General features: G+C 71.2%; 14 protein-coding genes. 5 read left to right on the forward strand and 9 right to left on the reverse strand.

The features are described from left to right. Window positions 1-106: 106 nt before the first annotated feature. On the reverse strand, window positions 107-1,510 hold the full coding sequence (locus OEIGOIKO_RS10405; RefSeq protein WP_246177297.1) for an FUSC family protein: 1,404 nt from the start codon (window positions 1,508-1,510) through the stop codon (window positions 107-109). Window positions 1,511-1,948: 438 nt separating this feature from the next. Here OEIGOIKO_RS10405 and OEIGOIKO_RS10410 point away from each other — a divergent pair, with 438 nt between their 5' ends. Further along, the gene (locus tag OEIGOIKO_RS10410) at window positions 1,949-2,191 is read left to right on the forward strand and encodes a hypothetical protein (RefSeq protein WP_125053810.1); all 243 of its coding nucleotides are present in this window, start codon (window positions 1,949-1,951) and stop codon (window positions 2,189-2,191) included. Between the two features lie 101 nt (window positions 2,192-2,292). Beyond that, the gene (locus OEIGOIKO_RS10415) at window positions 2,293-2,994 is read left to right on the forward strand and encodes a hypothetical protein (RefSeq protein WP_246177298.1); all 702 of its coding nucleotides are present in this window, start codon (window positions 2,293-2,295) and stop codon (window positions 2,992-2,994) included. Window positions 2,995-3,073: 79 nt separating this feature from the next. Here OEIGOIKO_RS10415 and OEIGOIKO_RS42655 read toward each other — a convergent pair whose 3' ends face one another. From OEIGOIKO_RS42655 to OEIGOIKO_RS10435, 3 genes are all read right to left on the reverse strand, one after another. Beyond that, entirely contained in the window at window positions 3,074-4,231 is a 1,158-nt protein-coding gene (locus OEIGOIKO_RS42655; protein WP_246177299.1) for a DUF2637 domain-containing protein, read from the reverse strand. 140 nt (window positions 4,232-4,371) lie between these two features. Beyond that, window positions 4,372-4,566, reverse strand: coding sequence for a hypothetical protein (locus OEIGOIKO_RS10425; protein ID WP_125053812.1), 195 nt, complete (start codon window positions 4,564-4,566; stop codon window positions 4,372-4,374). Between the two features lie 793 nt (window positions 4,567-5,359). Continuing rightward, window positions 5,360-6,292 (reverse strand): helix-turn-helix domain-containing protein, encoded by a 933-nt coding sequence (locus OEIGOIKO_RS10435; protein ID WP_125053813.1) that lies wholly within the window; start codon window positions 6,290-6,292, stop codon window positions 5,360-5,362. A gap of 241 nt (window positions 6,293-6,533) precedes the next feature. Here OEIGOIKO_RS10435 and OEIGOIKO_RS10440 point away from each other — a divergent pair, with 241 nt between their 5' ends. Then, window positions 6,534-7,808, forward strand: a complete 1,275-nt coding sequence (locus OEIGOIKO_RS10440) for a PIN domain-containing protein (RefSeq protein WP_125053814.1) — start codon at window positions 6,534-6,536, stop codon at window positions 7,806-7,808. Between the two features lie 113 nt (window positions 7,809-7,921). On the opposite strand, the gene OEIGOIKO_RS10445 is transcribed toward OEIGOIKO_RS10440, so the two are convergent. Then, the gene (locus OEIGOIKO_RS10445; protein ID WP_218039987.1) at window positions 7,922-8,920 is read right to left on the reverse strand and encodes a hypothetical protein; all 999 of its coding nucleotides are present in this window, start codon (window positions 8,918-8,920) and stop codon (window positions 7,922-7,924) included. 903 nt (window positions 8,921-9,823) lie between these two features. Here OEIGOIKO_RS10445 and OEIGOIKO_RS43490 point away from each other — a divergent pair. Continuing rightward, window positions 9,824-13,693 (forward strand): polymorphic toxin-type HINT domain-containing protein, encoded by a 3,870-nt coding sequence (locus OEIGOIKO_RS43490; protein ID WP_170251685.1) that lies wholly within the window; start codon window positions 9,824-9,826, stop codon window positions 13,691-13,693. Next, the gene (locus OEIGOIKO_RS10455; protein ID WP_125053817.1) at window positions 13,653-14,063 is read left to right on the forward strand and encodes a hypothetical protein; all 411 of its coding nucleotides are present in this window, start codon (window positions 13,653-13,655) and stop codon (window positions 14,061-14,063) included. Before OEIGOIKO_RS43490 ends, OEIGOIKO_RS10455 begins: the two co-directional genes overlap by 41 nt. 397 nt (window positions 14,064-14,460) lie before the next feature. On the opposite strand, the gene OEIGOIKO_RS10460 is transcribed toward OEIGOIKO_RS10455, so the two are convergent. From OEIGOIKO_RS10460 to OEIGOIKO_RS10475, 4 genes are read right to left on the reverse strand one after another with little or no spacing between them, the layout of a single operon-like run. Continuing rightward, the gene (locus tag OEIGOIKO_RS10460) at window positions 14,461-15,804 is read right to left on the reverse strand and encodes a TIGR02679 family protein (protein WP_125053818.1); all 1,344 of its coding nucleotides are present in this window, start codon (window positions 15,802-15,804) and stop codon (window positions 14,461-14,463) included. Continuing rightward, a complete protein-coding gene (locus tag OEIGOIKO_RS10465; RefSeq protein ID WP_125053819.1) occupies window positions 15,801-20,024 on the reverse strand; it encodes a TIGR02680 family protein in 4,224 nt (1,407 codons plus the stop codon). The genes OEIGOIKO_RS10460 and OEIGOIKO_RS10465 overlap by 4 nt, the downstream gene beginning before the upstream one ends. After that, a complete protein-coding gene (locus OEIGOIKO_RS10470) occupies window positions 20,021-21,298 on the reverse strand; it encodes a TIGR02678 family protein (protein WP_125053820.1) in 1,278 nt (425 codons plus the stop codon). The genes OEIGOIKO_RS10465 and OEIGOIKO_RS10470 overlap by 4 nt, the downstream gene beginning before the upstream one ends. Further along, on the reverse strand, window positions 21,295-22,848 hold the full coding sequence (locus tag OEIGOIKO_RS10475; RefSeq protein WP_125053821.1) for a TIGR02677 family protein: 1,554 nt from the start codon (window positions 22,846-22,848) through the stop codon (window positions 21,295-21,297). Before OEIGOIKO_RS10475 ends, OEIGOIKO_RS10470 begins: the two co-directional genes overlap by 4 nt. Window positions 22,849-23,122: the final 274 nt, after the last annotated feature.

Genomic DNA, 23,122 nt, shown 5'->3' on the forward strand with positions numbered 1-23,122 from the left:
CGTCCGAGGGACGGTGTGCCGTGTGGCTCACGAGTGCCCCCGGCGCTCCCGGGGAAACGCCGTGGCCTGGCGGTACGGGGGCGGGCGGGCGCCGGACGGGTGCCCGTCAGCCGGGGTCCGTCGGCCGGACGGGGGTGTCGGCCGCGGCTGCGGTACGGTCCCGTCCCCGCGGCTCTCCCGGCTTCGGCCGCCCCGGCTTCCCCTCCCGCCCCGGCTTTCCCTGCCGCCACGCATTCTTCCGGCCCCCCGGCTTCCGTGCTCGCGCCTTGCTCTCCGAGTTCTGCGTGCCCTCCGCGCTCTCCGTGCTCTCAGCGCTCTCAGCGCTCTCCGCGTTCTTCGGGGCGTCCGGTTCCCCTTCCCCGAAGTGGGTCAGCTCGTGCAGCAGCTGCTTCATCTCCACGAGCAGCTCGCCGCTCGCCGCGGCGGCCGGCGGGTCGCGCTGCTCACGGAAGTCGTCCGAGAGTCCGTCGTACAGCTCCTGCGCCCGCGCACGCGCCCGGCGGTAGCGCTCCCCCGCCTCCGCCCGCTCGCTGTCCGCCATCAGGTCCTCCTCGGCCCGGCACAGCGTCGCGGCCTCGTCCGCGAGGTCGGCGTAGCGCCGCAGGAACGCGGCGCCGGGCGCGGTCAGCCGGGCCTTCTCCCCCGCCGTGCCGGCCAGCGTGCGGGTGATGGCCGAGAGGTGGGCGACCGCCCGCTCCCACACCACGTCGGCCTTCTCGGGCGGTGGCGGGGGCGGTCCGGTACGGCGCAGCCGGAAGCCGGGGTTGAAGCGGGAGCTTTCGGCGTTCCACTCGCGGGCGCTGGCCAGGGCCCGCAACACCTGGCCGAGGCGGCGCGCGCGGTCGTGCCAGCCCGCCGCGTCCGTGGCGCTCCACTCCTCGTCCCGCAGGCCCTCGGCCATGATCCGCAGCAGCTCGGCGCTCTCCCGGGGCAGCCGCCGCAGCTGGTCGTGGACGTTGCGCAGGTGCACCGGCGGGAGGATCAGCGCGTTGACGGCGATGCCGATGACCGCCCCGATCGCGGTCTCCATGAGCCGGTGCCCGACCTCGGTCAGCGAGTAGGCGCCGTAAGTGATGACGAACAGGGCGGTGGTCGCGCCGTAGATGCCCTGGGCGCCCAGTCTGCGGTGGGTGCCGACCAGCGTCATCACCGGCAGCACGATGAGCATGGCACCCAGCGTGCTGCCGTCGGTCACGGCCATCGCCGCGGAGGCCAGCAGGGCGCCGAGCACGATCACCACGAGCTGCTGGAGTCCGGAGCGCAGCGAGCGGTAGACGGTGGCGTCGACCAGCGCCAGCGCGGTCCACGGGGCCATCAGGGCCAGCGGCGCGTTCAGCCACCAGCCGGTCAGCGCCCAGGCCGTGACCGCGGCACCGGCCGCTTTCAGCGACTGGACGACGGTGTCCCGCTCCGGCCCGGACCCCCGGACCGCGCCACGCACCGTGCGGCCGACCGCGGCCACTTCCCACCACACCCACCGCCACCCGGCCGTGCCGCTCGCCTCCGCCAACTCCGCCTCCCGGCTCACTTTCCCGTGCGGGTCGGGTCCGCCGCGGTCACCGGGGGCCCGGCGCGCTGGGTACCCATGATCGTCCGGGCTAGTCGCGGCGGCGCCCCACCGGCGTCCACCTGTGCGGGCCGACGCGGGCACGGGCGTACGGGCCGGGCCGGAAGCGGAGCCCGGGCGGCAGCCGGCGCCGGCGCAGCGGACAGCGCCGGCACAGCGGCGGGAGCCGGATGCCGCCGGGCACCGCACCGCCTTCGAACACCCCTGCCGTTCCGTCTGCCGCACGGGTGATCCCGGGCACCCGTAGGGGTGGTCGCACCGTCCGCGGCGCTTCGCAACCGTCCATGCGCGCCTTGACTGGATGCGCGCTCTTCCCCGCACCCCCCGCCCCGTACCTCATCTCCCCCTCCTCCCCTCCTCCCCCATGGAAGCCTCACCCTGATGCGTATCCGTTCCGCAGTCGTCACAGCGCTCGCCGCGGCCGGCGCGGCCGCCCTCGCCCCGCAGCCCGCCGCCGCGAACTCGGCGTCCAGCCCGACGATCTCCTCCCTCACCGAGTCCGAGGTCGTCGGGCTGCTGCGCATTCCGCTGAGCGAGTCCAACGTCGCGGCGGTCCTGGGCCTCGTCGAGACGGCAGCCCGGCCGCTGAACATGGAGAAGGGCGCCTCGCTCACCGGGAAGTGACAGCCCGGGGGCAGCCACTCCCAGGGCGCACGCACGTACGAGCCGCTGCGCGCGTGTGCGCCCCCGTCTGCGCCTGCCCGCCCCTTCGCCCCGACGGCACCGTGGAGTACAGAACCGGTACCCCGGACTCCGACGAGGAGAGCGAAGTGATCCACATCAGCGAGACGCTCATGCTGCAGACGGTCGAGGAGTTCCTCACCGCGGAGGAGATCTCCCGGCTGGTCAAGATCATGGACAGCGAGGCGGCCGGCTGGCGGCCCCGCCACCAGGCCGAGGTCCTCAAGGCCCCGGCCACCGCCCAGGAGGTTCTGGCCGACGCCACCCAGCGGGCGCTGCCCGCGATCCGGCGCAGTATGCCGTCCATCGCCGGGTCCGGTCATTGGGGTTACACCGAACTCGCCGTGGGCGAGAGCGTACCCACCCACCTCGACGGGATCACCAGCCCGCGGACGCCGCCCCGGCGCATCGGCCGGATCGGCGTGACGATCGCGGACGCGGCGGAAGGCGGCCGGTTCTACATCGAGACGACGTCGGACTCCGCCCCCTGGACCGACACCCTGCTGGGCGCGGCCGACGGGTACGAGCCGGACACGCCGCTGACCCGCAGCCTGCCGCACGGCCCCGCCGCCCACGAGGACACCCCGCAGTGGCTGAGCGCGCCGCGCAAGAGCCGGTGGCTGACCGACGCCGGACCGGGGGTGGCCGTCGCGTACGGCGCGCAGGTCATCCACGGCGTCACACCGGTGCTCCGCGGCCGGGTACGCAAGTTCGTCACCGACCTCGTGGACACAGCGACGGCCTGACGCCGTACGGTGAGGCCCCCCTCACACCCTCACCTCACCCGCCTCACCCGCCTCACCCGCCTCACCCGCCTCACCCGCCTCACCCCGCGGAACGATGGCGGTGCTGGCCCCGGTTGCTCTGCGCGTGCCGTGCGGCGGGCGGCGGTGCGGTCGCGAGGTCGAGCTGGCGTACGAACTGGTGGAAGCAGAGCAGGACGGTCAGCGGCGGGAGGCCCGCCACGGCGATGCCCGCCGGGGACGGGTGCACCTTGGCGATGCAGAGCAGCGTGGCCACGGCGGCGAAGAAGATCACGACGGCCCAGGAGTGCAGCGTACGGCGCCGGTAGGCGCGGGCACGCAGGATGGACAGCGTGGCCACGACCCAGGGGCCGTAGATCAGCAGGGGCCACAGCCCCGCGATGCCCGACGGCGCGACGCCGTCCGCGATCGCGCGCAGCGACGGGTAGGAGGCCACCGCGCCCAGCGCGGCGACGGCGATCGCGATCACCGCCGTCATCAGGACGGACGACGCGCTGAGCAGACGCCGCCAGGACCAGCCGACGGGCCCTGCGGCGTTGTCCGCGGGGGCGCCGGAGACCGGTGCGGCACGGTCGGCCGGGTCCGCCGGGCCGAACGCGGCCTCGTCCGCGGAGCATTCGGCCGAGACGGCGTGGAAGACCGCCATCCCGGGGTGGTGGACGACGCCGCCAGGGCGGTGGGCGACGCCGTCGTCCGAGCGGTACGCGAAGTCGTCGTCCGGGTCCGAGCGGTACCCGACGGCGTCGTCCGGGTCCGAGCGGTACCCGACGGCGTCGTCCGGGTCCAAGTGGTACGCGATGTCGTCGGTGCGGAAGACGGCCCCGGGAGAGCGGAACGACTCTTCGGTGTCCGGGAAAGAGGTCCCGGGGTGGAAAACGGACTCGGCGCCCGGGAACCCGACATCGCCGACGGGGAACCCGGCGTCGCCGGCCGCAAAGACGGCCTCGGCCGCCGGGAACACCGGGTCACCGGCGGGGAACACGGCCGCCGGGCCGCCCGCCACCGGGGGCTGTTCGGCGGTGGTGTCCCACAGCTCCGCCAGCTCGTGGCCCAGTTCCTCCACGACGGCGGCGTCCCACCCGTCGTCGGCCATCTCCCGGCCCAGGTACCCGTCGCGCGGGTGGTACGGGTGGTGCGGGTGATGCAGGTGATGCGGGTGATGCGGGTACGGAATGCCGCCGGGGAAGGCGACGGGCTCCTCCGTGCTCTGGCGTGGCAACCGGTGCCGGCCGGTACCGGGAGGCACGGGGACCCGCGGGGTGTCGTTCACAACAGCTCTCACAGGAATCGGTGGTGGCCGGTGGGGAAGGGGCCGGCCGACGCGCCGCCCGGCAGGGGCGGCGGGCGCCGGAGGGGCCGTTACCGGCCGTCCTTGATGCCGTCGAGGGCGGCCAGCAGCTGTTCCAGCAGGTCGCCGGTGTATTCCAGCCGCACGCGCTGCCCGGGGCGCAGCAGGTGGACGTCGGGACGGACGTCGGGCGCGCTGCGGGGCACGGTCGAGCTCAGCTGCCAGGAGCCGAGCTGGCGCGTGGGGGAAACAATCGTCTCAGTCATATGTCGTCAACGAACGCGCCTCACAGCGGGTGACTGCGGCATACGGGCGAATGAGAATTAAGATAACTAATTCCTCATAACGGTGCTTCGCCGACGGAACCGGGAGCAGCCGCACCGGCACGAGTGGAACAGACCGGGCAGTGTACGGCGGCCCCATCGGACCGCCCCACCGAGGCGCGTCACTGACCAGCGACAACACCATAAAGGGAGAGTCGCGAACAAAGAGTCAAATTCCCCGGCAATCCCGGCACTTTCTCTGTGTCGGCCCTACGGCCTTCACCGGAACACCACGCTTTCCGCACCTCTCCACCCATCAGCCCGCTCCGCTCCAGCGCCTCGAACAGGCGCCGCTGCACCGGCCGGGCGGTCCCGGCCGTGAAGGGGCCGCCGAGCGGGGACAGCACAGCGAGCGTGTACTGAGCGTGACGGTGCCCGACGGCGTGGGGGGCGCCGGTCCGGCGGGACAGCGTGCCACCGATGTGCCGGGGCCGCCCATCTCCAGCAGCGTCTTGACCGGCGGGTCGTTGTGGACGGAGGCGGGCTCGGTCTGCGGCAGGTCACCACGGGTGTCCAGCAGGCGCGGTCCTACCTCGCGCAGCGGTGCCGCCAGGCGCTCCCCCTAGGCGGCGTAGCCGTATGTGCGGGACAGCAGTCCGAGGCCGCCACCGGCAGGCCGTGGGCGGCAGCGAACTCCACGGCCGGACGTACGTCCTCGGCGCGGCAGGCGCCGACGATGTCATCGGGCCGGTGACGGGCTCCGAACTGGAAGCCGGTGCGCTCCTCGTCGTACCCGTCATCCCCCGCCCCCCTCCGCCACGTCCTCGACATCCTCCATATCCACCGCACCCGTACCGGACACATCTGCACCGGACGCATCTGCACCGGACACACCGGCACCAGACACACCGGCACCAGACGTACCCGGCTCACCGACCCGCCCCCGCAACACCCGCTCGGTGTGCTGATCCATGGGAAAGAACAGCTCGATCGCCAGCTCCGAGAGCGTGACATCGGCCGGTGCGCCGAACGTGGCGATGCTGCTGAACATCGCCAGTTCCCCGTACGGAGTCCGGAAGCGCATCGGCACCACCGCTTCGCGCGGTCCGCGCTCCTGCGGCGGCGCCGGGGCCTCGTGCGCGGGCACCTCGTAGGCGCTGACCTCGTCGTACAGGGCCCTCAGCGTGGGATCGCCGGTGGTGTGCGCCTGCTGGGCCAGCCCACCGAGCAGGTACGCGCGCACGTCCCCGTAGCCGACCGCGTGCGCCGGGAGGCCCTCGGGGTGCAGGGCCAGCCGCATCACGTTCGGCGTGGGCGCCAGCAGTTCCGGCGGGGCGACGTCGAGCATGACGCCCATCGCCCGGTTGGCGCGCACCACGTTCCACAGCCGGTCGACGACGACCGCCGGGTACGGCTCGTGCCCCTCCAACAGCATGTCCACCGCCGACCGCACGGCGCGCATCTCCACGCCGTCCAGCGGGCGTTCGCGGTAGACGGGCGCATAGCCCGCGGCCATCAGCAGGCTGTTGCGCTCGCGCAGCGGTACGTCCAGATGGTGGGCCAGGTGCAGCACCATCTTCTGACTGGGCCGGGCGCGCCCGGTCTCCACACAGGACAGATGCCGCGACGAGGTGTCCGCACGCAGAGCCAGCTCCAGCTGACTGAACTTCCGCCGCAGCCTCCACTCACGCAACAGCACACCGACCCGCGGCAGTTGATCAACTCCCATCCGGCGGACCCTACCGACACTCCCGCGGACCGGCCATGACCTCGGAGGTCAAGCCCCCGCCCCCGTACGCACAAACCCACCTCCGCACTCCCGACCGCCACCCCACACCCTCCCTCCCCGCCTCCCTTCCGCCAACCCCTCTCCACCACGCACACGACCCGCTAAGGTCACCATCGAACACGCCGCCAACCGGCGGCTTGCGCAGCACAGTTGACAGGGGCGGGCGGCAATGGTGATCGGCATGGCGGACGACGAAGAACCCCGCGGCCTGTTCGACGACTTCGGGGCCTTCCGCACTCCGACGACAGCGGACCTCACCGCCGTACTGACGGACGGCCTCGTCACCCCCGACGCGAACGTCCTGCTCAACCTCTACCGCTACACCGAGCAGGCACGCACCGACCTCCTGGACGCGCTCGGCGCTCTCGGCGACCGCCTCTGGGTTCCGCACCAGGCACTCGTGGAGTTCTGGCGCAACCGCGAGAGCACCATCTCCGACGCCCGGTCGACCAGCGCGAAAGCCGCCCAGGAGATGACCGTGCACGCGCAGCAGGCGGTGCAGGCACTGCGTACCTGGGCCAACCGTGTGGCATTGAGCGACGAGGAGATCGAGCAGCTACGGGACCGGCTGAACGGGACCTTCGACGAGGTACGGCAGAAGATCACCGAGGTCGGCGAGGGCGAATGGCAGCACATCAGCCACGACACCAGCGCCGACCCGGTGATCACCAGGCTGGAGCAGGTACTGGCCCGCCGGGTCGGGAGGCCGTTCACGACCGAAGAGACCCCCGAACTGATCGCTCTGGGGCGCCAACGGGTCGGAGACCGCGTCCCGCCCGGGTACATGGACGCCAAGAAGGACGGCGACGGCGCGGTCGGCGACTCCTTCGTATGGGAACAGCTGCTGCGCGAGGCGTCCCGGCGCCGGTGCGACGTCCTGTTCGTGACCGCGGACGCGAAGGAGGACTGGTGGCGCAAGGAACGCGGCAACAACCGCGGCCCCCGCCCCGAGCTGACCACCGAACTCCGGTCCCGTTGCGGCAGCCGGCTGTTCCTGCTCTCCCCCAAGCAGTTCCTCGAAGTCGCCGCGCCCGTCCTGCGCCTGAGCCTCCAGGACGGTTCGGTCGAGGACATCGAGCGCGTCGAGCGCATCGAGGCCGAGGACACGCACGGCGGATGGACCGCCGCGGCCCTCGAAGAGCTCTTCCGCGGGCTGTCGTACGAAGGTTACGGCGACCGGGTCGCCGTCATCCGCCACGCAGCCGAGACGGACGGCCATGTCGAGGCCGCGGCGGTCTACGACATCTGCGCCTACGACGACGACCGCAGCCTGCGGGGCTTCACCAAGCCGGTCAAACGCATCAGCGGCAACCTGCACGAACGCGGCCTCATCCCGGACACCGCGGTCCCGGTCCTCACCACCGAGTACCAGAACGGCCCGGGCCGCGCCTCCGGCTTCCGCGTCCACCCCCGCCTCGTGCCTCTTCTGAACGACGCTACGGACGACGAGTCGTAACCCTCACCCTTTTCCGAACCGGCCAGGCACCCCCACCAGAAGACGGAAGGCCCGGCCGGCCCGGCCGCTGTACTGCCGCGGACGGGCCGGCCGGTCCCGATCACCGCCCCGACTCAGCCGTCAATCTTGACCTCGCCGTGCAGCCCCTCGGCGTCAACGCCCGGGTACATGCTCAGCGTGCCGTCGGCCCAGCGCACCACGACGTCGTTGGGCCGCTCGTTGGCGACGAAGGCACCGGCACCGACCACCGCGGCGTGCAGCCAGTCGGACCGCTGCGGCCGGATCTGCGTCTCACCGTGCAGGCCCTCGGAGTTCACGCCCGGGTAGACGGTGGCCTCACCGTCCGCCCAGCGCACCAACAGGTCCGCGGTCTTCATGCCGCTGAACTCACCCGCGGTGACCTGCGCGGCATGCTTCCACGTGCCGTTCCTCTGCACCAGCGTCTTCTCGGCGGCCGGCTGCACGCCGTTGGTGTCCAGGTCGGGGTGGAGCGTGACCTGGCCGTCGTCCCAGACGACCACGAGGTCGTCGCGCTGCGCGTTGGCCGTGAAGCGGCCCGCGGTGATCTGCGCGGCGTGGCCCCACGCCTTGTCGTTGGCCGGGGCGAGCTGCTTCTCGCCGTGGAAACCGTTCTTGTCCACGTGGGTGTACTGGGTCAGCTCCCCGTCGCTCCAGCGCACCACGAGCCCGTCCGAGCCGTTGCCGAAGCTGGCCCCCGTGATCCCCTCCGCGAAGCTCCAAGCACTCTTCTTCCCACCGACACCGGGCGCCACGAGCTGGTGTTCGGCGGAGAAAGGCCGCTTGGGATCCTTGCCGTCCGAGCCCTCGTAGAGGGTCACCTCGGCGTCACTCCAACGCACCAGCATGTCCATGTGCCGGGCGCCACCCGCCGAACCACCGGTGAAGTACCCCGTGGCGATGTGCGTGGCCTTGCCCCACGGCGCGGAGGCACCGACACCGGCGACCGGCTTCACAACGGACGCCTGGGAACCACCCACCGCAGGCGCTCCACCAGCGGCCTGCGCCGGAGCGGCCCCAACCACCGCACCACCGGCCACCGCCACCGCGGTCACTGCCGTCGTCAACGCCCTGCGAACACGTATGCTGTCCATTTTTCCTATTCCTGACATCACGAATGAAGGTATGAGGGGCGACATCGCTTTTCCCCGGGGCGACTGAATTTCTGCACAGTCCGAGCCGACAAGTTCGGGTGCACGGCAACCGGTGGTCGAGACCCGTGGCGTCCACGCGGTCTGCCCAGACCATAGAAGTGGACAACTCCCGCAGAGCGCACCCCTTTCGGGGAGGCAGCGGAGCACTTCGGCAAGTTCAGGACCATAGCCCGCACTCCCCGCACATTCCCCTACTCGGCTCGGCCATCGGGCTCTTTCCGCACATCCTCAGGCCCCGCAGATCCCGCAAAATCACCCGCAGTTGGCGAAGTTGCAGACTCCGTCCCAGCCCGCGCGACCGCCGGGCCGACGATCACGGCCGCCGGGGAGAGCCGGCCAACAGGCCCGCTGAGCAGGCACGTGCTGGCCCACGGCCTCGGCGCGGCGCCCTCCCGAGGGCGAGGTGGACGGCAGTCGGCCCACGAAAGGCGAAGTAAAGCCTATGTAAGCTATGCGCCCGCCTCTCAGTCGGGCCCGGACGAAGCTCGCGCAACTGTCGAAGCGCACGTTCCGTGCATCCATAGGCCACCGGACGTGTGGTCACTTCCGCTCTCCCATTCCAGTGCTCACCCCGGGCCGCCCGGACCGCGGTGGACTGGTACCTGAAGCGCCTGGAACTCCTGCCAGCGATTGAATGATGGACAAGAAAGAGTTGACCGGATGAAACAGAGACGGTTTTCGCCGAGGGCCGGACGGCCCCTCGGTGACGGTTTCCGCTCCCAGCGGGGCGCATTCTCGCGGCGTGGCGCTTGTGCGACGTTACTGTCCGCGTCTTTGGTGACAGGGCTGCTCGGGGCGGGCCCTGCCCATGCCACTCCTCCCGATCAGGATGACCTGATCTCGATGCGGGAGCAGCTGGTTGAAGCCTGGACCGAAGGTGGCGCCGGCATCAAGGCGGCGGCCGAGCAGGCGCTGCTGGGCACGGACGAGGACATCCAGAGGTTCTTCACCGAGAAGGACGCCCTGGAGTTCGACGACAACTACATAGCTGCCAGCAAGATCCTCGGCGCTTCAGGACCTGCGGTACGCGAGAAGGCCAAGGCCGCCCTGAAGGCCAGCAAGCGGGACAACCCAGAGCCCCTGCGTACGTTCTTGCGGGACGGTTGGCAGGCGCCGCTGCATCAGGACAACGAGGTCGAGACCTCGCGGGTCATCAACTTCGGCGGCTACGGGGTCAAAGAGGCCGGCAAGGCCGCGCTGAAGGGCGGCCCGGAGGCCGTCAGCACGTTCCTGGACAAGGGGCAGTACGCGGCGCGCCGGCAGGACAACGAGGTCGAGGTCTCGGCGCTGATCAACTCCGGTGGCCCGGCGGTCAAGGCGGCCGGCAAGGTGGCGCTGAAGGGCACCGCCGAGGACATCGCCGAGTTCCTGGAGATCGGGCAGTTCACCGCCCGGGCCCGCGACCAGGAGCACGCCACCATCGCCGAGCTGGCCGAACAGGCCACCCTGGCCGGCAAGCGGGCCGCCGACGAAACGGACCGGGCCAAGGACGCCGCCGACCGCGCCATCAAGGCGTCCGAAGCCGCCAAGGAGGCCGCCGCCGAGGCGGCCAAGCAGACCGAACTGGCCAAGAAGGACTCCAAACTCGCAGCGGTCAGGGCCAAGCAGGCCGCCGACGCGGCCCGGGGAGCTGCCGCAGCCGCCCAGCACGCCATCGGCGCGGCCAACGCCGCCAACCGCGCGGCCCGCATCGCCGCCATGGCCGCCGCCCAGACCGCCGCGGCCGCCACCAACGCGGCCAACGCCGCCAACGACGCCCTCAACGCCTCCATCGCCGCCGCCTCCGACGCCGGCAAGGCCGGGCACGCCCGGGACATGGCCAAGAAGGCGCACGACGCGGCCAAGATGGCCCGTAACTCCGTCGAAGCCGCCAAGAAGGCCAGCGCGGCCTCGCGTGAATCCGGCAACGCCGCCAAAGCAGCTTTGAGCGCCAGCGACAACGCCGACTCCGCGGCCGACTCCGCCGAGCGCGCCAACCGCTTCGCAGACGAGGCCGGCGTTCACTCCGGCGAGGCCCGCAACGCCGCGATCGAGGCGCGCCGGCACGCGAACGAGTCGCGGCGTGCGGCCAACGCCGCCCAGGCGCTGGCCAACCGCTCTGCCAACGCCGCCGACGAGGCACGCGCCGCCGCGGAGTCCGCGGCCAACCACGCCGAGAAGGCCGCCCTGGCAGCCGACGAGGCCGCCAAGCACGCGGGCGAGGCCGCCGACGCCGCCGCGGAGGCCACCAAGCACGCCAAGGCCGCCGAGGAGGCCGCCAAGGCATCGGACGCCGCAGCCGCGGCCGCCAAGAAGGTCTTCGACATCGCCCGCGCCACCGAGGCCGAAGACCTGGCGACCCGTACCGCCGCCGCCATCGAAGAGGCCAGGTCCAGCAAGGCTCAGATCGCCGAGCTGACCTCCGCCTCGGCAGCCGCCGCGGTCGACGCCAAGTCGCTGGACGCCACCGCCGCCGAACTGTCCGCCGAAGCCGCCAAGCCCGACGCCGACACCAAGGCTCTGGTGGCCAAGGGCCGGGCGCTGGCGATGAAGGCGCTGAAGTTGCGCGGACCCTGGAGCCAGGAGGCGGCCACCCGGGCGCTGTCCGGCGCCGACGAGGATGTGCTGGAGTACCTGCGCAGCGGGTGGCAGAAGGCCGGGCTGGAGGAGATCCGCGAGCGGGTCTTCCAGCTGAGTACCCAGAGCGAGTACGAGGTGGTGCGCACCGCTGCCGCCGCGGCCCTGAAGGGCTCGGACCAGCAGATCCGGGACTTCTACACCACCGGTCAGTACGAGGTGGCCGTCACCGACCTGACGGTGCGCGTCTCGCAGATCAACAATGCCGGCGGGCCGGGTGTGAAGGAGGCGTCCAAGGCGGCGCTGAAGGACGGGCGCGGCAAGGTGCTGGCCGCCTTCATCACCACCGGCCAGTACGCCGCCCAGCACTCCGACGAAGAGGTCGCCGCCTCCAAGCTGGTCAACACCGGCGGCCCGGAGGTCAAGGCTGCCGCCAAGGTCGCCCTCGCGGGTCCGGCGGAGGAGGTGCACGACTTCGTCCAGCTCGGCCAGTACATGGCCGACCGCAAGGACCAGCTCGCCGCCACCCACATCGCCCAGGTCCAGCGCCTGGTCGCCGAAGCGTCCATCGTCGCCGCCGAGGCCCAGCGCAACCGCTGGATCGCCGCCGGCGCCGCCGCCAAGGCCAACGACGCCTCCGACCAGGCCGACAAGGCCGCCGACGAGGCCAGGAAGAACGCCAAACTCGCGGACGGGTACCGCATCGACGCCGACAAGGCCGCCGACAGCGCCGAAGCCAGCGCCGCCCAGGCCGCAAAATCCGCCAAGGTCGCCCGCAACGCCGCCGACAACGCCCAGCGCGACGCCGCCGACGCCGAACGCTCAGCAGCACAGGCCGAATTCTCCGCCAACTACGCCCGAAACTCGGCAAAGTTCGCGGACGACGCCGCTGCCGATGCCCGGGAGTCCGCGCTGGAAGCCGGAAAGAGCGCCGAGGAGGCTTCCTCCCTGGCTTCCCAGGCTTGGACGGAGGTGAAGAAGAAGCGAGAGGCCGAAGAGGCCGAGGCGCGCCGCAAGGCGGAAGAAGAGCGCAAGCGGAAGGAGAAGGAGCAGTCCGAGCAGAAGATCTGCTACGAACACCCCACCCATGAACTCGCCGTCCTGCCCTGCCTGGCCGCCGGCGGCAAGCTCAAGCAGGTCGAGCCCAACCCCATCGTCTCCGCCATCGTATGGGAACTCGCCGACATCGACACGGCCCTGAACTGCGTCAAGGACCCCAATCTCGCCGACTGCGGCTCCTTCCTCATAGGCGTCACCCCCTGGGGCAAGGGCGTCAAACTTGCCGGTAAGTTCGCCGTCAAGTTCGGTGGCAAAGTGGTCGAAAAGGTCGCCAAGAAAGTACGTAAATGGACGGGGCGCGGATGCAAATGCTTCCTCGCCGGCACCAAAGTACTCATGGGTGACAACTCGACGAAGAACATAGAGACGGTGCGGAAGGGTGATCTCGTCACGGCCACGGATCCCATGAGCGGCAAGACGGCTCCCCGCAGAGTGACCGCAGCGATCGTCACCGACCACGACAAGCGCTTCAATCGCCTCACCATGGCCACCCCCCGTGGCCGGGCCGACCTGACGGCTACGAGTGACCACCCTTTCTGGTCGCCCTCGCACCATGGGTGGCTCAAAGCCACTGAACTGCGGAAGGGAATGACTCTCCGGTCAGTCGACGGGTCCTCGGTCAAGGTGATCGACAACAACCCGTTCGCCGGACACGCTCGCACCTACAACCTGACCGTGGACGACTTGCACACGTACTATGTGCTTGCCGGGAAGACGTCGATTCTGGTACACAACAGCGCCGACCCTGCATCGTTCGAGAATCTCATCCCTGAGGACAAGCCCGACTGGTTCAAGCCGATCGCGCCCGGCACCGTTTTGATTCGATCCGGCAATTACGCATACGTGGTGCTCGAAAGCGGCGAACTGGTCATCGGCAAGAGAACCGCAGGCCACGTCAGCTTGGCCAAGGGAGGTACGGTGCTGGCTGCGGGAGAGTTCAAGACCAAGGGTGGAAAAATTGTCTACCTGGACAATAAGTCCGGCCATTACCGACCGTACGGAGAGAACGCACAGAAGGCTGCCGTAGAGGCCTTCAATAGAAATGGACTTCACTCCGATGGAAAATACATCGCCGCATGGGAAGCACCCCACTGCTGACCCGGTCGAAGCGCTGAGAAATTGCGCCCTGGCGCTCACAAAGAGGGCTCGCGAGTCATGCGGAACCGAGGCTCTCGAACCAGACCTCGAACGCGCACTCGAAATACTCCGAACGGCCCCGGAAATGAGGGAAGAACTTGAAACGGAGCTGATTTCCCTCATCGACCCGGCCAGGGAAGGCATCGTCGAGCTGGTGGCTTTCACCATGCACGAGTTGCGGTGGCCTCGAATAGAGCAGGAAATCAGGGGAAGGCTCACCGAGAACCCTGGGAACGTCAGCAACATCCGGCTGTACGAAGCGATGCTGGACGCTTTCTCCGACTCATGGAGCGACCGCGACCTCTATGGGCGATTCAGCAGCAGCCAGTGAAGCGTCACCGTGAGGCGGAAAACGAAGCCAGCTACCGCCTCGCGATGGCAGGCTGATCATCTACACCGTTGTGGCCCCGCCGATACCGATCGGCGGGGCCACAATGAGGTTGGGCGAAGTTCGGCCAGGGCAGAGTCCCGGGTGTCCGGGCAGCCGCGCCGATCACTCACCAGCCCCGCACGATCAAAAACAGTCATCCACTCCCCCATGCTCACCTTCCTCATCCGGCAGCGCAACCATCGTCGCAGTCAAGGGCACCGGCGAATAAATCACCGCTTTCGGCTGCCCGAACTAATCCCCGGAATCAGCCATCGCCGTGAACACAGCCATCTCCCGGCCGTGGCACGACAAGCGCGTGATACGGCGAAGCGCAGGTCAGCGGCCCTGTTCGACAGGCTCAGGAATCGCCACGCACGCCATATGACGCGTGACCGGCCAGGTCCTCCAACAACGCATCTGCCACCAATTCCTCGACCACCGCGGCCCCATGCTCCGCCATGACCACGGCCAACTCCGCATCCCAAGGCGCTTCGGTGACGCGCCCGACCTGCGGGCCGAGCGGGTTGCGGGCGACCGCAGCGCGATAGTCGGCTGCCGTCATGCGCCAGGGACGGGCTGACGTCTTGTCCAGGACGTACGCGGCGATGCGGACGCCCTCACCGTCGAAGTCGCCGTGGTAGCGAAGCGTGGCGCCGTGGTCCGCGAGCATGCGCAGGAGCTGGATCGCCGCACTGTTGGGCCAGCCGGACGTGCACACGAGCGGCGGGCAGTCCGGGCCGAAGCGGCGTACGGCGAGAGCCAGGATGCTGGGGTTCTCCACGGCGTGTACCACGGGTGCGGGGCCGGTGGTGAGGGCGAACTGGCCCGGGGAGCGCAGTTGCGCGAGGGTCAGGCTGGCGGCCTGCCCGGCCTCGGCGCAGACGCGAGCCACCCGAGCCGGCGTGCCTTCCCCGGCCGGGCGCAATCCAGCTACGAGAACGGTGGCGGACAGGGCGTCGTCGGCGACACCCGCACGGGTCCACAGGGCACGCCGGTCCGCCGCGGACTGCGGTGGCGCGGTGTCGTACAGGGTCGCCAAGGCGCGCAGGACGAGGGTGGACAGGGGTGTGCCGTCGTCGAGGGCGTGCGCATGGCCGTCGAGGACCCGGGCGGCGAAGACGGGCAACGGCTCGGCCTGGGCGGGCAGTTCCGCGAGCACTTTGAGCGCGTCGGTGAGCAGGGCCCGGGTGCGTTCCGGTGAGCCGCCGGTCAGGCCGTTGGCCCGGCAGGAGGCGGCCCAGTCGGCGAGCACCGGCTGGGCCCGTACGGTCTCGTGGTCGGCCAGCCAGGTCCACAGGCCGGCACGTTCGTCCGCCTGACGGCGCCGGTCGCCCGCCCGGTCGCCCAGCGGGCCGAAGAGTTCGGTGACGACGGCACGTACCGTGCGGCCGGACAGCTCGTCGACGGCCTCTTCCAAGCGGGCCAGCGGGACGGAGGGGCGGGAGTCCGGCAGCCGGTCGAGGCCGAGAAGGTCGGCGAGGGCCTCGCGCTGGGCGTCGTCGAGCGGCCCGAGGCGCACCCGGGTGACGGGGCGGCCGGAGGAGAGGCGGCTGTGGACCGCGTGCCAGAGCGGGCGGAGTTCAGGGCGGTGTTCAAGGCGTAGGCCAGGGCGGAGTCCAGAGCGGTGTGCAAGGTTGAGTTCAGGGGGGTGTTCGGGGCGGCGTACCGTGCGTTCGCCCGGAGCCGGTTCGGTGTGGGTCATCCCGTCTCCAGGCCGGTGCCGTTCCACACGAAGCGCGCGCTGGTGACGGCGTCGTCGTTCCCGTCGGTGAGGAGTTGGTGGACGGCGATGCCGGGCAGTTCGCCGTAGGTGCACCACTCGTGGTCGGAGGTGACCATGAGGTCCAGGTCGAGCGCGGTGAGCAGGGCGAAGACCTGCCCGCGGTTCACGGTGTCGACGCCGACGAAGACCTCGTCCAGCAAGATCGGCCTGGGTGCCTGGGGCAGGGCTTCGTAGTGGGCGGCGACGGCGGCGAACAGCGGCAGGTGCAGGGCGATGGCCTTTTCCCCGCCGGAGAGCGCGCCGTGCAGCTTCTTGGTCAGCGGCTGCCAACCGATGCCGTTCGCCCGGTCGAGGCGCACGGTGAAGCGGTGCCAGGCGGTGTAGTCGAGCACCTCGCCGAGCTGCTCCTCCCAGCTCGCGGCCGTGTCGCTGCCCTTGGCCTCCTCGATGCGGGCGCGGAAGAAGGCGTGCAGCGCCTCCCGGTCGCTCTCGGTGACCCGGCCGGGGTCCTTCAGGAGCAGCTGACGGGCGGTGCGGGTGCTGTCCGGCAGATCGGGGCGGACGTCCCAGACGAGTTGGACGGCGACTCTGGAGGCGGTACGGACCCGCTCCAGGTGCCCGTTCATACGGTCCACCAGTTCGCCGGCCTGACGGATGCGGGCAGCGAGGTGGCGGCGGATGTCGCCGGTGAGGATCTGGTCGAAGAGGCGCCGTTCGGCGGCGGTGATGTCGTCACGGCTACGGTCGCGCTCCTGGGTGAGGGCGGTGAGCAGGCCCGTCGCCCCCACGCGTACGCCGTCCAGGGTGGCGGTGAAGAGCTGGATGTCCTCGTCGGGCTCCAGGTCCAGGTCGGCTCGGGCCCCGAGGCGCTGGCGGGCCTCGTGGACCGCTTCGGACAGGCGGGTCGCGGCGTCGCTCAGGTTGCGTGGGGCGTGCGGGATGCCGGGCCACTCGGCCGCGGTGGCGCGGGCAGCCTCCAGAGTGGCTTTGGTGCCGTCCCCGATGGCTTTGGTGCGGTCCCCGGAGGCCTTGATGCCGTCCCCGATGGCCTCGCTGCCGTCGCCGGTCTCGGGTCCCGGTGTGAGGCCGGCGTCTTCGGCCAGCCCGACCAGGCACAGGTGCCGGAAACGGTGCGCCGCGGAGTCCCGGGTCCTGACGGCTTCCTCCCGTCGCTCGGTGTCCTGGCTGCTGGTGGCCCGCAGCCCTCCGATGTGCCCTTCCAGTCTCAGCAGGAGATCGGCTGCCCGAGCGGCGTCCTCGCGGCAACGGCGCAACGCGGTGCGCGCCTCGGCGACGCGTGCGACGATCTGCCGATAGTCCTCGCCGACGGTGGCCTCCACCGCCTCCAGGCGTGCCTTGAGGCCCGCCGCCTCTGCTTCGGCGGCAGCCGCTTGCCCGGCCTGTTCCACGGCGGCCCGGCGCGAGCGCTGCGCCTGCGTGGCCGTCTCACGGGCTCTGTCGGCAGCGGCGGTCGCGGTGAGGTGGGCGTCCACCCAGCCGTCGGCGGTGTCCCGGAACCTGTCGACGGCGGTCAAGAGTTCACGCAAGCGGTCGCGGTCGGTGGGGAGCCCGTGCTCCGCGGCCCGGCGGCTGAGTGTGCGCAGCGCGCTCGCCACCTCGTTCTCACATCGCTCCAGGCGACCGGCGGCGTCGCGCACGGCGTCGTCCCGGGCCGCCACCTTCTCCTCGGCCCGGTCCCAGTCCCGCCGACGGGCGCCGAGGTCCCGGTGGTCGGGGCGGGCGGCGCGGTCGGTGTCCAGCCGGGCGCGGCGCGCATCGAGGTCGCGTAGTTGGTCGTCCAGGGCGGCGAGGGCAGAGTTCCTCCCGCCGATGAGGTCGGTCAGTTCACCGATCCTGCGCTGCCGGGCCCGCTGTCGCGCGAGGGCACCGATGTGGGCCGGTTCCGGCTTGCTCCACGTTCCGGTGGCCAGGGCGAGGCGCCAGGCACCGTCGGCGGAGACGGCCGCCGGGTGACCGCCGGGCAGCGTGGTGCCGTAGGCGACGCCGGCGAGGATGCGGTTCACGGTGTCGGCCGGTACGGGGATGTCCTCCTCGGGCATCAGCACGTCCAGCAGGCTGGCCCCGGGGGCGGTCACGGCCAGGGCCGCCTCGGCCCGGGTGTCGTGTCCCGGCAGCGTGATCCCGTCGTAGGGGCTGACCCAGGCATCCAGCAGGCCCGACGCCTCCAGCGCCGCTTCCACGGCGGCCTGGACGGCGAGCGGGACGCCTTCGCGGAAGGCGACCAACCGCCACAGTGGGGCTCCCGCCGTCGCCGTGCGGACGGTGGTGCGGGTGGGTGGGGGCAGGGGCGGGAGGTCGGTTTCACCGCTGAGATGTCGTACTTCCTCCTCAAGCCGCCTCCGTTCCTCCAGCAAGCTCTGACGGGTGGCCCGGGCGGTGGCCTCGGCCGTGCCGATCTCCTGTTCCAACGGGCGCGCGGCGGCTTCGACCAAGGCCGTCACCTCGGCCTCGGTCGCAGCGCCGGCCGCCAGCTCTCCCAGATCGGCGATGCGGAGTTCCGTGCAGCTTTCAGCCCAGGCCAGCAGGCGTTCCGACTGTGCGGCAAGGGCGTCGTCCCAGGCACCGGACGCCGTGTCCCGCAGGGCGATGGCCTCGGCGAGCCGGCCACGGGCCCCGTCCAGCAGGTCTTCGGCGGCGCTCCGGTCACGTACGGCACGATCGTGTTCCTCGATCGCCTCGGTGATGAGGGTGACCTGATGCCGTCGGGCGGTGACCGCACCACGGAGCAGCCGACGGGCCTGCCGGGCCCCGTCTTCGCCCGCCGCGCGGGTGCCGCCGGAGCCCTCGGGCCGACCGCCGCCCGGCTCGTGCCTCGGGCCATCTGGGAGGGTCGCCGGCAGATCGGCGTCGAGGACGGCCCTGACCTCGTGGTGAATGGACTCCATGCCCGCGGTACGGGCCGCCCGGCGTGCTTCCTCGGCGGCTTCACGCGCGTGTTCGCCGAGGCTGCGGGCCCGTTCTGCGGCCTCGTCCGCGTGCCTCTGCTCCTGCTCCGCTCCAGCCTGAGCAGTCTGAGCAGTGGTTCGCTGCCGCCCGGCATCGGTTGCCGCCTCCTCGGTACGGCGGCGGAGCCGGTCGAGTTCCTCACCCTGTTTGTAGGCATCGCTGTCGCGCAGGCCCTCGATGGTCTCCTCCAGGGCGTGCGCGCGCAGCTCGCCCTCCTCGCGCCGGGCCCGGGCCGACTCCCTTCGCTCCAGCGCCTGTTGCAGTTCCTCGGCGCTTTGGCGGGCGACGCGGGTGAGGTTGTCCATATCGGTGGTCGCCGAGATCAGCGCGGCGGCGCCGGCGCGCAGGACCCGTCGCGCGTAGGCGCGCTGCCGCGCCGCGACGTTTTCGGCAGCCGTGACTTCGCCGTCGAGCCGTTTGAGATGTTCGCGCTGGCGGTCCAGGCGTTCGAAGCCCTCGGCGAGTTCGGCGATCTCCCCTTCGCCCAGCGGGGGCAGGGCGCGGGAGAGCAGAGTGGAGAGGAGGGACGGGTCGAGCCGCTCGGACAGTTTGGGCTGGCGCAGCTGGAGCAGGGCGGAGAGCAGCGACTCGTAACGCTGCTCGGTCATACCGGCGAAGAGCTCACGTCGTACGGCCGCCCGGTAGTCGGTGGCCGAGGCGTGCACGTCACCGCGGTCGCGGAGGGTGTCGGCGAGGGCGGCGCGGGTCAGTGGCTGCCCTGCCTCGTTGACCAGGCGTACGCCGCCGGGGTGGGCGATCCTGGAACCGGTGGTGAAGTAGTCGGCGTGTACTCCGCTGGTGTGGACGCTGGCCTGCAGGCGCGCCCCGCAGCCGAACCACCGCTCGGTGCCGTCGTCACCGACGCGACGGAACTCCATCCACACGTACCCGACGCGCGTCTTGCCGGACGCGCCCTCGCCCAGCAGGTTCCAGTGCATGGTGCGCTCGGACCCGCCGAACGTGGACAGGCGATGCGGACGAAGGCTGGCGTCGAAGAGGAACGGCAGCAACAGCTCCAGGGCCTTGGACTTGCCCGACCCGTTCTGCCCGCGCAGCAGCAGGCGGCCCTGGTGGAAGGTGAAGGTCTCGTCGTAGTAGCGCCAGACATTGAGGATGCCCGCGCGGTGGGGCTGCCAGCGGTTGCGGGCGGCGCCCTCCCCCTGTGCCGGTGCCCCGGCCGCCTCCTCGGCGGCTTCCTGCTGCCGGGGAAAGGGCAGCTCGGTCACACTCACCGTGCATCTCCTTCTGCGGCGACGGGGCCCTTGCCCGTCGTCTCCGTCAGCCGATAGCGGTACGCCGCCGGGCGCGCGACGACGCGGCCTGCGACCTTACGGGCGAGCCCGGCATCGCGCAGTACGCGTACGGCTTCCTCCGCCAGCCGGGGCGCGCCGTCCTCCGACTGATACGCCTTGGCCCACCTCGGGAAGCGGCGCAGCAGATCCGCTCCTGCCTCGGCGAGCTGTTCGGGCAGCATTCCGGCCGGCGCGGCGCACAGCGGCTCCAGGAGGAGCAGTGCGGCGACCCGCGCGGTGGACGCGTCGTCGGGGAACCGGACGTCGGTGGCGATCCCGTCCGGGTCCACGAGCAGGAAGCCCTCCGCTCGTTCCTCCAGGAGGAAACCGGCCTGCTCGACCGACCGGCGCAGGATCTGCCGGCCGGTCAGAGAGGTGACGTATGCCAGCTCGTCCTCGGCGAGATCCGCCCGGTACAGCACGGGGTCGTCGAAGAGGCGCCGCAGCACCGAGTGGCGCAGCCTCAGGTTGCGTTGTGCATCCGTGGCAGCGGTCTCGTGCTGCGCATCGTCCGCTGTGCCGTCACCGGCGACGCCACCGTAGCGACGCTCCCGCACCAGCCCCGCGAGGAGCTCTTCGAACCGCGCGGGCACCTCCTCCGCGGGCACGGCGAGCCGGGAAGCGCCGACCGGCGCGGCGGGCAGCCGCATCAGCAGGGTGGTGTCCACGCGGTAGAGCACCTTCGCCTCCGCGGACTCGACGTAGGTCTCGGTCGTCCCGTCCACCGCGCGCAGCACGTCGTACGACTCCAGCAGCTTCAGGACGTCGACGAACGCCGTCCGCTCCGCCCGGTGGACCGGGTCGAACGCGGCCGGCGCACGGTCGGTCGCGGTGGCCTGGACGACCCGGTCGGCGAGCATGCCGATGGTCGTCATCGGCATCGACAGCAACTCGGCCGCGGTCACGCACAGCAGTACATAACGCCGGCGGTCGAACGGGCCCCGGCCGGAACGCGTCCTGCGGGCGGGACGGGATCCGTCCGGGGCGGTACGGACCTTGGTCAGACGCGCGTAACCACGGCGGGGCTCCACCACCAGGCTCCAGCCGCACGTGTAGTCGAACCACTGGGCCAGCGGCTCGCGCCGGCGCCGCACCAGTTCGAAACCGGCCGGGTCGGCGGCCTCGGTCAGCAGCGGGCGGGCCAGCAGGAGACGGACGGCGCGCGCGACCTCCTCCCGTTCCGCTGCGGCCAGCTGGTTGGCGAGGGTGCTCATCCGGCCGCCTCCTGCCGCGCGGCGCGCGGGGCGGGGAAGGCGCTCGCTCCGCCCGCAGCCGTGATGTGGATGACGTAGTCCGGCCCGGCCAGTGCTCCCTGTGCGGTGCGCAGGACAACAGTGCCCTGATCGGGAGGCGGCGACAGCACGATCTCCACCCGGCCGTCCCCCGTCACGGCACGCCGCAGGCCACCCGCGTCCGGCCTGGCGGACAGCGCCCGGCCCAGCAGATCGAGCAGCCGGTCGAAGACGGCGGGATCCAACGTGCCGAAGGAGGAGAGCCGAACGGGCCCTTCGGTCTTCAACACGTTCCACGCACGCGCGAGTTCCGCCCGCTCCGTACGGGCCCGCTCCGCGCGCTCCGCCCTGACCGCCGTGACATCCCGCACCTTGCCCGTGCGGGTGAAGCGCTCCGTCCGTCCACTGGTCCGCAGCAGCGCCGACACCTCCACCGGCGGGGCCTCGGACCAGGAATGGGACGGTGGGATCAACTCCGGGTCGGGGTGTGCGAGGTGGGCATGGCGCGCCGGACCGAGGCCGAAGGCCGCCGACCAGAGCCGGTGCAGATCCTCTTCCGCCGGGGCCGCCGCGAACCAGCGCGCCAGCTCCCGGAAGTCCTGCACGGCGCTGGTGGACCGGCGCCGTGACTCGTTGATCCGCTCCAGGACCTGGAGCAGCGAGACGATGGCCCGACGGGCGATGTCGTGCAGCTGCTCGATCCGGGGCCGCTCCCCGTCGTCCGGCAGGAACCACGCCCGCAGGCCCGCCCAACGCGCCCGCCTGCCCTCCAGCCAGCCGGCCGCGGGATCCGTACCGGCCGTCGGCGGCAGCTCGGCCCCGCGCAGGGCTCGCCCGCGCAGCACCGCGGTCCCCCGCTCCTCGACCCGGGCGACGGCGGCGGCGACCGCCTGCCCGCGCCGGTCGAGATTGACCAGAAACTCCTGCAGATACGCGACGGTCGCGGCCTTGACCTCGTGGAACACCTCCAGATCCGCACCCTCGGCGCGCAGGAGCCGTTGCAGTTCGCCGTTGAACGCCTTGGTGTTCTCCACCAGGGCGTCCAGATGTCCCTCCAGCTCCCGTAACGTGCTGAAGATCCGCCGATCGGCCGAGGCGGGTTCGGCGGACAGCAGGCTCAGCTCGTCCAGCCGGTCGGCGATCGCCTCCAGCACGGCCGTCTGCAGCGCTCCCGTGGAGGCCAGCACCTCCAGCGCATGCCGCACTCCGGCGAGCGCGGCCTCCCCTCGCCGGGTCAGTGAGTACTGGAGGTTGCGGCGCTCGTACTCCTCAGCCGTGCGGTAGTTCTCCGCATGGTTGTGCACCACATCCAGCAACTCCCACTGCACCAACTTCTTGAGCACCTCGTGCAACTCGGCGTCCTCGACCGCCGCCACCCACCCCACCACACGCAACCGCTCACGCACCGCGTCGATCCCCAGCGCCGTCTCCAGGTACTCCCCGGCCACGCCGAAGGCGTTGAGCACCGCCCCGTACAGGTCGGCTCTCTCCACCGTGGTGAAGCGGAACATCTCCGGTGGAACTCTTTGCACGCCTGTCAGCCTCCTTCCCACCGTGTCGGCTTTCGACCGGCTCAAGATTCGCCGCCCATTGCCCCCTTCACATGATGGGGTTTCGGTATGACATCGGTCCAAGCCGGTTACGGAAAGCGCAGGTCACGGCAGTCTCATCGATTCTCGCCCCGGCGCGCCGGCATCCGGAGCGTCAAACGAGTGAAACGGCCGACAGCCTGCGTCTGCTGCTGGGGATCCACTCCCGCAAGGCGCAGGAGATCGTGTGTGCAAGCTGGTCGACGAAAAGGCCAGG

Origin of the sequence: Streptomyces paromomycinus (assembly GCF_003865155.1) — a bacterium.
Lineage (GTDB): Bacteria > Actinomycetota > Actinomycetes > Streptomycetales > Streptomycetaceae > Streptomyces > Streptomyces chrestomyceticus.

Coding starts and splice junctions, on each gene's coding strand:
- OEIGOIKO_RS10410 (WP_125053810.1), top strand. CDS start 1,949: ATGCGTATCCGTTCCGCAGTCGTCACAGCGCTCGCCGCGGCCGGCGCG.
- OEIGOIKO_RS10425 (WP_125053812.1), bottom strand. CDS start 4,566: ATGACTGAGACGATTGTTTCCCCCACGCGCCAGCTCGGCTCCTGGCAG.
- OEIGOIKO_RS10435 (WP_125053813.1), bottom strand. CDS start 6,292: ATGGGAGTTGATCAACTGCCGCGGGTCGGTGTGCTGTTGCGTGAGTGG.
- OEIGOIKO_RS10440 (WP_125053814.1), top strand. CDS start 6,534: ATGGCGGACGACGAAGAACCCCGCGGCCTGTTCGACGACTTCGGGGCC.
- OEIGOIKO_RS10445 (WP_218039987.1), bottom strand. CDS start 8,920: ATGGACAGCATACGTGTTCGCAGGGCGTTGACGACGGCAGTGACCGCG.
- OEIGOIKO_RS43490 (WP_170251685.1), top strand. CDS start 9,824: ATGCGGGAGCAGCTGGTTGAAGCCTGGACCGAAGGTGGCGCCGGCATC.
- OEIGOIKO_RS10455 (WP_125053817.1), top strand. CDS start 13,653: ATGGAAAATACATCGCCGCATGGGAAGCACCCCACTGCTGACCCGGTC.
- OEIGOIKO_RS10460 (WP_125053818.1), bottom strand. CDS start 15,804: ATGACCCACACCGAACCGGCTCCGGGCGAACGCACGGTACGCCGCCCC.
- OEIGOIKO_RS10470 (WP_125053820.1), bottom strand. CDS start 21,298: ATGAGCACCCTCGCCAACCAGCTGGCCGCAGCGGAACGGGAGGAGGTC.